The organism is Hyphomicrobium sp. D-2 (assembly GCF_029872155.1).
Taxonomy (GTDB): domain Bacteria; phylum Pseudomonadota; class Alphaproteobacteria; order Rhizobiales; family Hyphomicrobiaceae; genus Hyphomicrobium_A.
The window spans coordinates 35619-49746 of record NZ_JARXLA010000008.1; the positions used below are offsets into that span (position 1 = coordinate 35619).

General features: G+C 61.4%; 12 protein-coding genes and 2 pseudogenes. 9 read left to right on the top strand and 5 right to left on the bottom strand.

What is annotated here, in order from left to right:
• Positions 1-41 precede the first annotated feature (41 nt).
• From glpD to QEZ49_RS12650, 4 genes are all read right to left on the bottom strand, one after another.
• A complete protein-coding gene (gene glpD, locus QEZ49_RS12635; protein ID WP_280387401.1) occupies positions 42-1541 on the bottom strand; it encodes a glycerol-3-phosphate dehydrogenase in 1500 nt (499 codons plus the stop codon).
• Positions 1542-1565: 24 nt separating this feature from the next.
• Positions 1566-3470: a hypothetical protein gene (locus QEZ49_RS12640; protein ID WP_280387403.1), complete on the bottom strand. Its 1905-nt coding sequence runs from the start codon at positions 3468-3470 to the stop codon at positions 1566-1568.
• A 207-nt stretch (positions 3471-3677) separates the two neighbouring features.
• Entirely contained in the window at positions 3678-4031 is a 354-nt protein-coding gene (locus tag QEZ49_RS12645) for a sodium/substrate symporter small subunit (RefSeq protein ID WP_280387404.1), read from the bottom strand.
• A gap of 326 nt (positions 4032-4357) precedes the next feature.
• On the bottom strand, positions 4358-5020 hold the full coding sequence (locus tag QEZ49_RS12650; protein WP_280387406.1) for a tetratricopeptide repeat protein: 663 nt from the start codon (positions 5018-5020) through the stop codon (positions 4358-4360).
• Positions 5021-5412: 392 nt separating this feature from the next.
• Between QEZ49_RS12650 and coaBC the strand changes: the two genes are divergently transcribed.
• From coaBC to QEZ49_RS12680, 6 genes and pseudogenes are all read left to right on the top strand, one after another.
• Positions 5413-6651: a bifunctional phosphopantothenoylcysteine decarboxylase/phosphopantothenate--cysteine ligase CoaBC gene (coaBC, locus tag QEZ49_RS12655; protein WP_280387409.1), complete on the top strand. Its 1239-nt coding sequence runs from the start codon at positions 5413-5415 to the stop codon at positions 6649-6651.
• A gap of 149 nt (positions 6652-6800) precedes the next feature.
• Positions 6801-7268, top strand: a pseudogene (dut, locus tag QEZ49_RS12660) (dUTP diphosphatase); the annotation flags it as partial.
• Between the two features lie 236 nt (positions 7269-7504).
• On the top strand, positions 7505-8506 hold the full coding sequence (gene cysK / locus QEZ49_RS12665; protein WP_280387411.1) for a cysteine synthase A: 1002 nt from the start codon (positions 7505-7507) through the stop codon (positions 8504-8506).
• A 353-nt stretch (positions 8507-8859) separates the two neighbouring features.
• A complete protein-coding gene (locus QEZ49_RS12670) occupies positions 8860-9813 on the top strand; it encodes a family 2A encapsulin nanocompartment shell protein (protein WP_280387413.1) in 954 nt (317 codons plus the stop codon).
• The gene (locus tag QEZ49_RS12675; RefSeq protein WP_280387415.1) at positions 9791-11929 is read left to right on the top strand and encodes a family 2A encapsulin nanocompartment cargo protein cysteine desulfurase; all 2139 of its coding nucleotides are present in this window, start codon (positions 9791-9793) and stop codon (positions 11927-11929) included. Before QEZ49_RS12670 ends, QEZ49_RS12675 begins: the two co-directional genes overlap by 23 nt.
• Before the next feature lie 183 nt (positions 11930-12112).
• Complete coding sequence (locus QEZ49_RS12680) at positions 12113-12847, top strand: MgtC/SapB family protein (protein ID WP_280387417.1); 735 nt, start codon at positions 12113-12115, stop codon at positions 12845-12847.
• 25 nt (positions 12848-12872) lie between these two features.
• Here QEZ49_RS12680 and QEZ49_RS12685 read toward each other — a convergent pair whose 3' ends face one another.
• Positions 12873-13346 carry a hypothetical protein gene (locus QEZ49_RS12685; RefSeq protein ID WP_280387418.1) on the bottom strand — a complete coding sequence of 158 codons (474 nt, stop codon included), beginning with the start codon at positions 13344-13346 and terminating at the stop codon, positions 12873-12875.
• Here QEZ49_RS12685 and QEZ49_RS17280 point away from each other — a divergent pair.
• The 3 genes and pseudogenes from QEZ49_RS17280 to QEZ49_RS12700 all read left to right on the top strand — a co-directional run.
• Positions 13337-13426, top strand: a pseudogene (locus QEZ49_RS17280) (hypothetical protein); the annotation flags it as partial. The gene QEZ49_RS12685 and the pseudogene QEZ49_RS17280 sit on opposite strands and share 10 nt — an antisense overlap.
• A gap of 85 nt (positions 13427-13511) precedes the next feature.
• Positions 13512-13928 (top strand): substrate-binding domain-containing protein, encoded by a 417-nt coding sequence (locus tag QEZ49_RS12695; protein ID WP_348534814.1) that lies wholly within the window; start codon positions 13512-13514, stop codon positions 13926-13928.
• Positions 13867-14016 carry a hypothetical protein gene (locus tag QEZ49_RS12700; RefSeq protein WP_280388592.1) on the top strand — a complete coding sequence of 50 codons (150 nt, stop codon included), beginning with the start codon at positions 13867-13869 and terminating at the stop codon, positions 14014-14016. Before QEZ49_RS12695 ends, QEZ49_RS12700 begins: the two co-directional genes overlap by 62 nt.
• Positions 14017-14128: the final 112 nt, after the last annotated feature.

Sequence of the window (14128 nt, forward strand, 5' to 3'; positions counted from 1 at the left end):
CAACAGCGCCATCACCAACCAACACGTCACATCACAACACATCACAGGATGCGCGCAATCGCATCCGCCGCTGCCGTACGGTCCACATCGTTCATGTGCAGCCCGCACTTGGTACGCCGCCAGAGCACATCCTCGGGCGTTTGAGCCCATTCGTGATCGCGCAGATAGACAACTTCGCGCTCAGTCAGACCCGCACCGAAATCGGCGCCAAGATCGGCCTTGTCCTTTGCCCCGGCGAGAACAGTATCCGTCAGACTGCCATAGCGCCGCGCCAGACGGCCAAGAAACGCTGCATCAAAACCGGGATACCGGCGGCCAAGGTCCAGCACAAAACCCGCAAGACCATCTGCGCCGAGCGCGCCGCCGGGCAATGGCGTGGAAGCCGTCCATTTCGGACCCATTCCCGGAAAGTGCGGGCCCAGCATATCCATCGCCGCTTCTGCCAGCCGGCGATACGTGGTCAGCTTGCCGCCGAGCACCGTAAGCAAAGGCGCGCCGCGAGACTGACTGACCTCAAGGTGATAGTCGCGCGTAACAGCGGAAGCGCTGCCGCCAGCATGTTCGCCATATAGCGGTCGCACGCCCGCAAAACTCCAGACAATATCGCTGCGTTCAGGCGGCCGTGAAAAATAGCGCCGCACCAGTTCCAGCAAATAATCGATCTCTGCGTCGCTGATGACGACGGTGCGCGGATCGCCGCTGTAGTCGACATCCGTTGTGCCGATCAGCGTGAAGCGCTCCTCGTACGGAATAGTGAAAACAACACGCCCGTCGCTGTTCTGAAACAGATACGCGTCGTCGGCGCCCGGAATGCGCGGCACGACGATGTGGCTGCCCTTTACCAGACGCAACGCATTCATCTTGGGATGCGATGTCTCACCCGCTGCATGCACTAAACCGTCGACGCCATCGACCCACGGCCCTGCCGCGTTGACCAGAACACGCGCCGAAGCCTCCTGCACAGCGCCGGAACCTTTGAGATCAAGCCGCCAGATGCCGTTCTCTGCGCGGGCCGACTGCAGCGCGGTGCGCGTCGCGATAACAGCACCGCGCTGCTGAGCGGCCATCGCGTTGAAAACCACAAGGCGCGCATCGTCCATCCGGCAATCCCAACAGGCAAAGCCGCGTTCAATGTCCTTGCGCAACGGATGGCCGGCCGCGTCATGCCGCAGATCAAGCGACGCCGATCCCGGGATGCGCTGGCGCGCGCCCAGATTGTCATACAGGAACAGCCCAGCGCGCAGCATCAGTCCGGACCTGCCACCTTGCACCCGGGGCAGCACGAACCGCTGCGGCCAGACGATGTGTCCGGCGTTCGCCAGCAGCACCTCGCGCTCCTGCAGCGCCTCGCGCACCAGCCGAAACTCATAGTGTTCCAGATAGCGCAAGCCGCCGTGGATCAGTTTTGAGCTTGCCGATGATGTTGCGCTGGCCAGATCGTCTTTCTCGACCAGCAGCACCGACAGACCGCGGCCGGCTGCGTCGGCTGCAATGCCCGCGCCGTTGATACCGCCACCCGCAATCGCAATGTCGTAGACCATGGCCGAGCTTAGCACGGTGAGCGGCTATACTTCTGCTGTTTCGCGGCGGCGGAAAGGCGCTGTGAGCAGCGACACCACAATCAATGCCAGCAGCGACGCCGGCACAGCAAGCAATGCCGAGCCAAGGTTGTTGATGCCCCATATCCCGACGACGGATCGCGCGTGGGCGTTCAGCTCTGCCCACGCCACGTCTTTGGCTTCGCCCGGCTCTGCGTCCTGCCACGCCTCTTTCAGCTCAGCGAAATACTCATCCCGCTCCGCTGTCACGCCACCGCGCAACAGGCCATCGCTCATCTCGTAGAAGTACGCAGGAAAATGCTGGTTGGCGACGAGATAGCCACCCGAAACCGCCAGCCCGACGACGATGGCGGCGATTGCGCCTGATGCAGTCGTGCGCCGCCACCAGAGCAGCGCCAGCAGCGGCACAAAAACCGCAGCCGCCAGCATCACCAGAGCCCAGGCGGCAACTTCGATAACCGCTGCGGATCGGGCCGACGCCACCGCGAACGCCAACGCAAGTGCAGCCATTGCAACCAGCAGCGACAGCGCCCGCTGACCTGCGGCTGGGCCGCCTGCATCGTCCCTGCCATCATCCGCGCCATCGACAAATGCGCGCGTGATTGCGCGCAGGGCGGCGTTGGCGCTTACAAGCGCGGCCGCCATGGCAACCATGCCCAACACACCAAGAGCGCCGGGCGCAAAGCCGGTCATCTCCGGCAGTGCAAGCAGCACCGCATCGGCATCGATCACCACATCCTGCAAGCTGAGCGAGCCGGTGAAATCCGGCAGCTCGGAACATGCTGCGGCTACGGTTGCGGCATCGGTTGCCGCCCGCCCGCAGATGTGCAGCAGATCGAGGCGCCCATAAGTGAAAATCCAGTCCGGCAAATCAGCCAGAGGCGTGCGTTCGGCGATCAGGTTGGTCAGCGCAAACCTGGCGAACGCTGCTGCGGCGGGAATGAGGGTCAGCAGCAGTACGGCGAACGCTAACGCCCACAGCGCCGAGGATCGCGCCCGCGTGCCAGAAGCGTCCTTTGCCGGAAGCAACCCGAACAGCACCGGCAGAACCGCAACGCCGAGCGCCACCCCGAGCACAAGCCCGAGAAAGTTTGTCGGTGTCAGCGCCACAAACGGCGACATCATCGGCCGCAGAAAAGCAGGGTCGGCAAGGTCGCTCTCGAGCAGCATCTCCTCAAGGCCCTGCACCTGCCAAAGCACGTTGGCATATGCGATCTGCGGCACCGGAAGCCCGAACCATACCATCGACAGGACGACCAGCGGCACCAGCAGCGCAAAGATCATCAGCGCCAGTAGCGCGCCGTCGCACCAGCGCTGTCCAACAGCGCCACGGACGATAAAGCAAAGCAGCACGAAGACCGCCGCGATCGCGGTGGCTGGAAGATACGCCAGCCCCAGCAGACGCGAGCCAACCAGACCCGCCGCCATCAATTGGGCGGCCAGCAGCGCGACCATGGCCACCGCCGTTGCGAGCGTAAGGGCGATCTGCACGCCGCGGCCCGGCAGCCTGCGGGCAAACAGATCAGGCAGCGATGTCGCCCCTGACTGCGAGAAGCGTGGCGCAATAACGAGCTGCAACAGAAGGATGCCCGCCGCCAGGCCGATGCAGTAGGCGAGCCCGTCGTGACCAGACACGAACACCGCGCCGGTGAGACCGAGAAAGAACGCACCAGAAACTACCGTGGCGCCAATCGCCATCCCAGCAGCGGCATTGGACGGAGCGACCGCAGCGGTTGAAGCCGAGCGGGCATACCAGGCGAGCAGGGCAACAAGCACGAGGCCCAGCGCCCAATAGCCACTCTCGCTCTCCGACGGAAACAGCCCCGAGCCGGTGGCCCACTTCCACGCGGAAGCGCCTGCAATGGCGACAAGCAGCAAGATCGCGAAAAGCAGGCCGCAGCGGCCAGACACAGCGGCTTGCTTTTCGACCGGGCCAGACACCATCTCAGCGCGCGCCTCCGTATCTTAGTGCACGATCGCTTTTCTTTGCATCGCGATGCGGCTCTAGCTCTTCGATGGGACCGATGCTTCACGCCTCGGACTGATAGGATCCGAAGCGATCATAGAAGTTTCTCAAGACCGATGATTCACGCTTCGAACTGATAGGATCCGAAGCGATCATGGTCTAGTGGCACGGCGATTTTGCCAGCGAGCCGATCCCCACGCCACGAGCAGGAGACCAAGCAGGATGCCTTGCGCCGCCATGAAATAGCCCAGCGGAAACGCCAGCACGTCGACCAGATTCAGCGCTTGCACAAAGCTGGGCACCAGAAATGCGAGCGCTGCCCACATACACAGCGCAAATAGCGGCAGGCGCGCGGCGCGTGCGGAATTTTCCGCCGGAGTTGATTGCCCCTGCACGCATTCAACCGCTCCGACATTGCCGGGCGCATCGCTTTCGGAAACCGGCTTGTCCTGCACCACGATCCCCCGCACAACGCGCGGTGCGCGCACCGCTAGTGGCAACTTCAACACCGTTTGCGACAGCGTCGTGGCGCGTGTCTATAGCAGCGGATGGAAATCTCGATTTGCGGCGGCCCACCCAGCATCGCCCCGCAATCGATGGCTGCAAAAACGCAAAAGGCGGGGCGATACGTATCCGCATCCCCCCGCCCCTCGGGATAGCTCCCTAGACTTGGACCTTTTATTTTTTCAGGACTGACAGAATGGTCCGAGGATTCGCCAGCGGCCGCACCATGTGCGACCAAACGACCTGCGTCAAGCCATGGGTTGGGGATGAATCGCTGATGTAAAGCAGGAGCTTGTACAGCGAACATTTCGAGCCTTTGTCAACCGGCTCAGGAAACCTCGGGCAGGCACTCGGCGTCGGCTGGCAGGGGATCACATTGGCGCATGCCGGAGCAGGCACGCAGGGCCTTTTGGAGCGTTTCAGACCGCTCACCGTCCACCGCGCCGAAGTACAGCCCGTGGGCCTTCAGCCCGCACTGATACATCTTTACCATGCTCTTGCCGCCCAGCCGCATCGCGAGATTGTAGTCTTCGTAGGCGGCCTCGCTCTGGCCGAGGGACTGGCGAATGTGCGCCCGAGTATCGAGCGCGGACGGGCTGTCTGGCGCCAGCTTCAGCGCCCGCTCAACATCAGCGACACCCTCCGCTGCCCGGTCCAGCTTGTAGTAGGACCAAGCGCGATTATTCAGCGCCAGCGGAAAATCCGGCGTTATCGCAAGCGCCGCATCATAATCCTGCAGGCCTTTGTCGAAATGTCCGACGAGCGAATACGCCAGCGCACGCATCGCATAGGCGAGGCTGAGCTCATCGCTGGGCAAGCCGGGCGTTTCGATAAGGATCGAGCAGCCCTGAATGCGGCGCTCATTATCCTCGCTGTGGCAGTCAACCTTCGCGTTAGAAGCGGCTACTCCCGCTGGGGCCGCTACAGACACGGTCACCGCGACGGCAAAGCTTGCCAGCAGCATCGCAGCAGCACGACTGACGCGCACCATAGTCTCTCCCCATTCGCACCGGATCGATCCACACACGGCCACGCTTATGTTGAGCCCCAGCGTATGTTGGGCACTGAGCGGACCATCGCTAGCCCCGGCCCATCAAAAATCTTGAGGCCATACCAGCCCCACGATCGCAATACCGCCGGGGGCCGATATTTTCCGTGCAGCAGTTCGGCAAGGTTGGCCTAATTCATCCCGAGCGGCATCAAAAAAATACTGCAGGCCGCGGCCCTAACGCCCTCATCCTTCGGCATGTTCCAGCCCAGCAATCGCGGTTCACCGTTCCGCATGCTAATGAGGCATTACCTCTGCCGCGCTGCCTGCCCCTTAACCCATTTTCCGCCGGCAGCGTGTTAGCCTTAACGCCTTCCCAAAGGTGAGCGTCCCACGTGAAACAGCGGCGAATACTACTGATAATCGGCGGCGGCATTGCCGCTTACAAATGCCTCGAACTCATCCGCCGTCTGCGTGATGAGGGCGCCAGTGTGCGCGCGGTGATGACTAAAGCCGCCACCGAATTCATCACGCCGCTTTCCGTTGGCGCGCTCAGCAATGGCCCGGTGCTTACCAGCCTGTTCGATCTCAACGCCGAACAGGAGATCGGCCACATCCGCCTGTCGCGCGAGGCCGACCTCATCATCGTCGCGCCTGCTACCGCCGATCTGCTGGCCAAGATGGCTGGCGGTCATGCCGACGATCTTGCCTCTACTGTTCTGATGGCCACGGACAAGCCCGTGCTGGTGGCACCGGCCATGAACCCGCGCATGTGGATGCACGCCGCGACCCGACGCAACGTCACGCAGCTGCTCAATGACGGTATCCATTTTATCGGCCCCAATGTTGGCGAGATGGCCGAGAGCAATGAAGCGGGGTCTGGACGTCTCGCCGAGGTGCCCGAGATCATTGCTGCAGCGTCGCGCCTGCTGAACGCCGACAACGCACCAGGCGCGCTCGGCGCTCCGCTTGCTGGCAAGCATGTGCTCGTAACCAGCGGCCCGACGCACGAACCGATCGACCCCGTGCGCTACATCGCCAATCGCTCCTCCGGCAAACAGGGACACGCGATCGCACGCGCCGCAGCCGCGCTTGGCGCTAACGTCACGCTTGTGACCGGCCCTGTTGCACTGGCCGATCCCGCCGGCATCAATGTGGTGCATATCGAAACGGCGCAGGAAATGGCGCAAGCCGTTGCTTCCGCGCTGCCCGCCGATGTCGCGATCTTCGCCGCTGCGGTTGCTGACTGGCGCAATGCCGCGCCAAAGGACGCCAAGATCAAAAAGTCATCCGGCGGCAAACCTCAACTCGAACTCACCGAAAATCCGGACATCCTTGCAGGTGTTGGCAATCGCACCGAAGGGCGTCCGGCCCTGGTCATCGGCTTTGCAGCCGAGACGGAAAACGTTGTTGCGGAAGCCACGCGCAAACGTCAGACCAAGGGGGCGGACTGGATCGTCGCCAACGATGTATCGCCTGCTCGCGGCGTGTTCGGCGGTGACGGCAATACCGTCCATCTTGTTACTGCACACAGCGTCGAGGATTGGCCAACACTGAGCAAGGACGAGGTGGCCGCGCGGCTGATGGCGCACATCGCAGAGCATTTCAATTCAAAGGCGTCGGTAGCGGAATGACATCGAAGCACAAGCCTGCATCCAAAGCTGCCGCCGTGCGCAAGACTGCCGTCCGCACCACAAAGCCGGCACGCGTATCCGCGCCCGACAAATTGACGAGAGCAACCACTCCAGCAGCGACACCGGCGCAATCGACGCGAAAGAAATCGTTGGCTGCAAGACGGGCGGCGAAGGTGAATGTGCGCGTGGTTCAACTTGAACATGGCAAAGGCCTGCCTCTGCCTGCGTATCAAACCTCCGGCGCAGCGGGCATGGATTTGCTCGCGGCCATCGATGTCGCCCATCCTGTGACGCTGGCTCCGGGCGCGCGTGCCTTGGTGCCGACTGGCCTGACGATAGAGCTGCCGCTGGGTTACGAGGCGCAGGTGCGCCCGCGCTCAGGGTTGGCGCTTAAAAACGGCGTCACGGTTCTCAATAGCCCCGGCACTGTAGATAGCGACTATCGCGGTGAGGTTGGCGTCATTCTCGCCAACCTTGGCCAGGCACCGTTCGAAATACGGCGCGGCGATCGCATTGCGCAGATGGTCATCGCAGCTGTTCTGCAGGCGACGCTGGTCGAAGTTAAAACCATTTCAAATACGGCGCGCGGCGATGGTGGTTTTGGCTCCACCGGAAAGACAATCGCAAAACAAAAAGCAACATTACGCAAATCACGCGATAAAAAGAAAGCTATCCCTCCTCTCGCTGCGGCGCCAAAAAAATCAGGTTCAAGCAAAGCCCGTACCCGCAATCGGTGATCGGATGCGCGACTTGACAGCCCGAGCCAATCACTCAACGTGAGAAGATGAAGCTGAGGCATTTGATCCGTGCACCCTGCGGATCAGCCGATACTGCTCAATCAGAAGGCTCCTCGATGACCAACACCACCGAGTTCAAAACACTGGCTGCAACGCAATCGTGGGGACGCGGGCGCGTTTATGATTCAATCGCAGAAACGATCGGCCACACGCCGCTCGTGCGGCTATCCAAGATAGCGAACGCCGCAAAGGTGAAAGCGGACATTCTGCTCAAGCTTGAATTCTTCAATCCGCTTTCGTCCGTGAAAGATCGTATCGGCGTGGCGATGATTGATGCGCTCGAAGCGGAAGGCCGCATCACGCCCGGTCGCACCGTGTTGATCGAACCGACGTCAGGCAACACAGGCATCGGCCTTGCGTTCGTTGCTGCGGCTCGCGGCTATCGACTGATCCTCGTGATGCCCGAGACGATGTCGCTTGAGCGCCGCAAGATCCTTTCGCACCTTGGCGCCGAACTTGAGCTGACACCGGGAGCTGGCGGCATGCCTGCAGCGGTCGAACGCGCTGCCGAGCTTGCCAAGACCATCCCTGGCGCCATCATTCCCGGGCAGTTCGACAATCCGGCAAATCCGCTGGTTCACGAAAAGACGACTGCGGAAGAGATCTGGAACGACACCAACGGCAATGTCGATGCGATCGTGCTTGGCGTCGGCACTGGCGGCACGCTTACCGGCGTCGGCCGCGCGCTGAAGCCACGCAAGCCGGGCCTCAAGATCATCGCGGTTGAACCATCGACCAGCCCGGTTCTTTCCGGCCAGCCACGCGGCCCGCACAAGATTCAGGGCATCGGCGCAGGCTTCATTCCGTCCATTCTCGACACCGGTCTGATCGACGAGATCGTTACCGTATCGAGTGAGCAGGCGTTCGAGGTTTCGCGCCTGGTGGCGAAGGTTGAGGGTATTCCGGGTGGCATTTCGACGGGCGCCAATGTGGCAGCTGCTCTGTCGATCGCCGAACGCCCCGAGTTCGCCGGCAAGACGATCGTCACCGTCGCGCCTTCGTCAGCCGAACGGTATTACACCAGTGATCTGTTCCTTGATCCGACAAAGCCCGCCTGATCGATCGTCTGAACAGCGCTACTCTTCAAAAAAGGCGGCTCCGAAAAGGGGTCGCCTTTTTGCTGGCAACACTACATTCAGGAAAACGAACAACCCCACACAAAACGACAATATAACAGCCTTTGAAAAATAGAATTTCGATTAAACGAACGAAACTCCGTGATAATGAACCAAATCTATTTTGGGAATGCTTATTTCTATTGCGAGCCCCAATATTAGAATATAAACCCGCCTTCAGACGCTAAGTCGCAAAACTTCATACATCCAAATGCGGACCAAAAACAAAAGGCCCGCATATGCCGCGCTGCCCGCAGGGCAGCGTGCGAGCCAACGTGTGCAAGAAAGGTTTCTCCATGGCTGAGGAAGGCGCGGGTCGCGGAACACTGGCAGAAGGGGCGGCAAGGCAATTAGCCAACGCCACCAAGACGCGGGCGCAATGGGGTGGAATTACGCCGCGCTGGCTCATTCCCTTCCTGCCCTGGACACCGGTCGAAGCCGGCATCTACCGCCTCAACAAGGTGAAGGAAACGCGCGGCGCAACTGCAAGCTCCACCCTGGACGTGCAGTGCAGTCCGCCACGGGACAGCGACCCGGACCTGCCAGAGACATTCGTCGACTATGAAGAACAGCCGCGCGAATATTTTCTGAATGCGGTCACCACGGTGCTCGACGTTCAAACCCGCGTATCCGACCTTTACAGCCATCCATTCGATCAGATTCAGGAGCAGTTGCGCCTGCTGATCGAGAAGGTGAAGGAGCGGCAGGAAAGCGAGCTGATCAACAACAAGGAATATGGTCTGCTCGCCAACACCGCGCCGTCAATGCGTATTACTGCGCGCAGCGGCGCTCCGACGCCTGACGATCTCGACGAGCTTATCGCGAAGGTCTGGAAAGAGCCGTCTTTCTTCCTGGCGCATCCGCGTGGCATCGCCGCCTTCGGTCGCGAATGCACCCGCCGTGGCGTACCGCCGCCCACCGTCAATCTGTTCGGCTCACCATTCCTCACCTGGCGCGGCATCCCGCTCGTACCGTCGGATAAGGTTCCGCTGACGCCGGAAGGAAAGTCCAAATTCCTGCTGCTGCGCACCGGTGAGAAGAAGCAGGGCGTCGTCGGCCTGTTCCAGCCCGGCGTTCCCGGCGAAGTTGCTCCCAGCCTTTCGGTCCGCTTCATGGGCATCGATCGGCGCGCAATCGCATCATACCTGATCTCGCTCTACTGCTCGCTTGCCGTTCACACGGAAGATGCATTGGGCGTTCTGGATGATGTTGAGGTGGGCAAGTACCATGACTACCCCGCAGCGAAGTGAAGTGAGCGCCGTGGCCGATACGGCAGAAAACGCGACGCCATCCGTCGCAGGTGACGCGGTGCAATCTGCACCGCCCACCGCCGTGCCAGACGTGGCGGCGATTGCCCGTCTGGCTAACGCGTTGTATGCAACGCCGCCAGCAAGTCCCTATCCGGGACCAGGCGCGGCGCTGCCATCGGCGCACGTGTTTGCATCGGAGCCTGCCTATAACTCCGTTCCCGGCACGCCAACGCTGCATCCGCCGCTGACGCCGAACCAGAACCCCGGGCGGCCAGCGCTGCCTATTCCGGAGTCGGGAGCAGCGCAGCCATCAGCACATGTGTTTGCCGCCGAGCCCGCGTTGCGTAATCCGCAGCAGCTTCAATCCGCACCGGCGCTTGCCAGCGGCAGCCCAACAGGCCCGGGCCTGGATACGCTTGAGCTGCCGTCATTTTCGCGATCACCGCAGAACACACCAGGCACAGGTGCAGCGGCGCCCGCACGGCCAACGTCAGGTGCTCCCGCACCATCGCGGCCCGCGACCAACGAGCTCGACTACGCAGCCGTGCCGCTTTCTCTTGGCGGCACGCTCGCGCTCGTGCCCGAATTTGATGACGGCGATCTTTCATATGGCAACGACACGCTGACGGGACCGGCTTATGGCGCTGCATCCCCCGACAACAGCTTTGCATTCCTTGACCGCTCGACGGCAGCGCCATTCGATCCCGCCCCGAAGTCGGGCAATGGCGCAACGCCTGCTGCAAAGTCTGCGTCTACACCCGCATCAGGCACACCGTTCGCATACGCTTACAGCGCTTCTCCGCTTGATGTCAGCGCGCTGGATCTGAACGCACTCGGCTACCAGCATCAGTCTGCCGTTGCGGGATCACCACAGGCCATATCGGGCGTGCGCCCATTCGATCCGCGGGCCATCCGCCGGGACTTCCCGATCCTGCGCGAGCAGGTCAACGGCAAGCCGCTTGTCTGGCTTGATAACGGCGCGACGACGCAGAAGCCCCAGAGCGTTATCGACCGGCTGGCTTATTATTACGCGCACGAAAATTCCAACATCCATCGCGCGGCGCACACGCTGGCTGCTCGCTCAACCGATGCCTATGAAGATGCGCGCGCCAAGGTGCGCACCTTTATCAACGCGCCATCGCCGGACAGCATCATCTTTGTCCGCGGCACAACCGAGGGCATCAATCTGATCGCCAAGGCGTGGGGCGGACGGAATGTCAGCGAGGGTGATGAGATAGTCATCTCGCATCTCGAGCACCACGCCAACATTGTTCCATGGCAGCAACTTGCCGCCGCGAAAGGAGCGATCCTCAAGGTCGCGCCGGTTGATGATAGCGGGCAGGTCATCCTGGCGGAGTTTGAAAAGCTCTTCACGCCGCGTACGCGCGTTGCTTCGTTCAGTCAGGTATCGAATGCACTGGGCACGGTGACGCCCGTTGCCGACATGGTCGCCATCGCCCATCGCCACGGCGCCATTGCCATCGTTGACGGTGCGCAGTCGGTCTCGCACATGCCCATCGATGTGCAGGCGCTGGACGCGGACTTCTTCGTGTTCTCGGGACACAAGATGTTTGCACCCACCGGCATCGGCGCTGTTTACGGTCGTCCCAGCATACTGGAGGCGATGCCGCCATGGCAGGGCGGCGGCAACATGATCAGCGATGTCACGTTCGAAAAGACAACGTTCCATGGCGCTCCTGCGCGCTTTGAAGCTGGAACCGGCAACATTGCGGACGCTGTCGGCCTCGGCGCCGCGATCGATTATCTGTCGCGCATCGGCATGTCGAACATCGCTGCTTATGAGCACGAACTGCTGGAGTATCTGACGCGCGGGCTGCTGACCGTTCCGGGGCTGCGCATCATCGGCACCGCAACGGAAAAGGCCGGCGTCGCATCGTTCGTTCTGGATGGGTGGCGTGTTGAAGAAGTCGGCAAGGCGCTGGCGCAGGAGGGCATCGCTGTGCGCGCTGGCCACCACTGCGCGCAGCCGATCCTGCGCCGCTTCGGACTGGAAGCTACCGTGCGTCCCTCGCTGGCGCTTTACAACACCACTGACGACGTCGATGCGTTGATCGCGGTGCTGCAGCGCCTTCAGGCCAGCCGCGCCCGGCGCTAAAACATCGAACGGCGGGCGATACGCATGCGCCCGCCGTTCCTTCCTCAACATAACCACTGCACACGCACCGCTTGACAGATCACGGCGACGGAGCACCGCGCGCCACTAATCCCCCAATTGAACTTTCATCGCCCATTGGCGTTTTCCCCGCAAACGCATTGCGTTCTGTGCGGGCGTATCTCCATGCGCGTCGCACCTATCGATTGTCACCGTACGGGGCGCGACATGCCCGATCACTACCCGGAAATAATGCTGCATCTTGGCTCGGCCCTGCTCGCCGGCAGCCTGATTGGCTTGGAGCGCTCCATTCACGGACGCCCTGCGGGCTTCCGCACGCACGCGCTCGTGTGCCTTGCATCGGCCTTGCTGATGCTCATTACGCTGTATCAGGACGAGTGGCTGGAAACGATCGCGCGTGAAACCGTTCGCGCTGATCCGACACGCGTTGCGCAGGGCATCGCGACCGGCATCGGCTTTCTGGGCGCCGGCGTGATCTTCAAGGAGCGCTTCACCGTTCGCGGACTGACGACGGCGGCTTCGATCTGGATCACCGCCGCCATCGGCATCATGTTCGGCATCGGGTTTTATTTCCCGGCGGTGCTCGCCACCATCGCGACACTGATCGTACTGGCAGTCTTCCGATACGTCGAAGGCTGGCTGACGACGCGCACCTCGGCCTACAATGTCATCCGCTTTGCGCGCGATTCCATCCTGCCCGAATCTGAGCTGCGGGGCTTGCTCGATCATCACGGCTTTACCATTTCCAAGATCAGCTATCGGCTGATCGCATCGGGAACGATGTTCGAATATCGCATGTTGATCTATTCGGAGGACGCTGATGCGCCCCAGCGCCTAGTGCGAACCCTTGCCAGCATGCCAGCGGTTCTGGAATTTCGCCTGTCGATGACCGGAGAATGAAACCTCACCGTTCAACCTCGGCGCATCATCCGGCGCCGTCATAAGCACAGCTATTTTTCTTCGTTCCGCCCTTCGCCTGCGTTCGGCTAGCTAGCAATCCGAGATCGGGCTGGAGGGATAAATGCTTGCACGAACCATCTTGGCTGACCACCGCGTCAAGCCTGTCAGAACCGCCGTTATTGCTGCTGTTGCGCTGATTGCAGGCGCGGGTGCTGTCTTCGCAGATGACCAGAAAACCCTGCTCAACGCCTCCTACGATGTTTCGCGCGAGCTCTACAAAGACATCAGCCGCGGCATTCATCGCGGCGGAGAAAAGCCGCCCGGCAAAGACGTTGCCCGTCAACCAGTCCCACGGCGAGATCGACCAAGCAGGCAGCTCACGCCGGTTGCCAACGGCCTTGAGGCCGATGTCGTAACCTTCAATCAGGCGCCCGATATCGACATTCTGGCCAAGGCTGGCGTTGTCGATGCCGACTGGCGCGCCGGGATTTGCTAACAACGCTTCGCCCTCGCGACAACCTCGGTTTTCTGGTTCGCAAGGGCAGTCCCAAGCAGATCAAGGATTGGGATGATCTAGCCAAGCCCGGCATCGAAGTGATCTTGCCCAACCCGAAGACATCGGGCAATGGCCGCTCACATATCTCGCCGCATGGGGCGATGCTCGGTGCAAGACAGGCAGCGAAGAGGCGCGCGCAGGATTTCGTCGCCAAACTGTTCGCCAGCGCGCCGGTTTCTCGATGGTGGTGGACGTGGCGCAACGACGACATTCACCCAGCGCGACAAGGGCGACGTGCTCGTTACATTTGAAAATGAGGCTGCGCTGATCGGCCGTGAGATCGGTGCCGACAAATTTGAAGTTGTCTATCCCAAGGCTAGCATCATCGCCGAGCCTCCGGTTGCAATCGTGAACTCGGTTGTCGATCGCCGCAGCAGTCGCGAACTGGCCAAGGCCTACATCGACTTCCTGTACTCGCCAGCTGGGCAGGAAATCATCGCCAAGCACGATCTGCGGCCCCGCGATGCCGAGTGTTCTGAAGGCAAACGCCGCCAAGTTCCCGCCGATCGAAACCTTCTCGGTTGAGGAACTGCTGGGCGGCTGGGAGGCGGTGCAGAAGAAGCATTTCGCTGACGGCGGCATCTACGACACCATCACTATCGGCAAACAGTAGTTCTACCCAGGCTTTCCCTAGCGCTTTTCCCCTAGCTACCCAAACTTGCCCCGGATGCACCCGCATCCGGGGCTCTTTTATTTTCAGCAGCATCGCTTTTTCGACGTTCGTA

Excerpts from the sequence above, each read along its gene's own strand:
- QEZ49_RS12680 (WP_280387417.1), top strand. The coding sequence starts at position 12,113 with ATGCGCGTCGCACCTATCGATTGTCACCGTACGGGGCGCGACATGCCC.
- cysK (WP_280387411.1), top strand. The coding sequence starts at position 7,505 with ATGACCAACACCACCGAGTTCAAAACACTGGCTGCAACGCAATCGTGG.
- QEZ49_RS12675 (WP_280387415.1), top strand. The coding sequence starts at position 9,791 with ATGACTACCCCGCAGCGAAGTGAAGTGAGCGCCGTGGCCGATACGGCA.
- QEZ49_RS12670 (WP_280387413.1), top strand. The coding sequence starts at position 8,860 with ATGGCTGAGGAAGGCGCGGGTCGCGGAACACTGGCAGAAGGGGCGGCA.
- QEZ49_RS12700 (WP_280388592.1), top strand. The coding sequence starts at position 13,867 with ATGCCGAGTGTTCTGAAGGCAAACGCCGCCAAGTTCCCGCCGATCGAA.
- glpD (WP_280387401.1), bottom strand. The coding sequence starts at position 1,541 with ATGGTCTACGACATTGCGATTGCGGGTGGCGGTATCAACGGCGCGGGC.
- QEZ49_RS12650 (WP_280387406.1), bottom strand. The coding sequence starts at position 5,020 with ATGGTGCGCGTCAGTCGTGCTGCTGCGATGCTGCTGGCAAGCTTTGCC.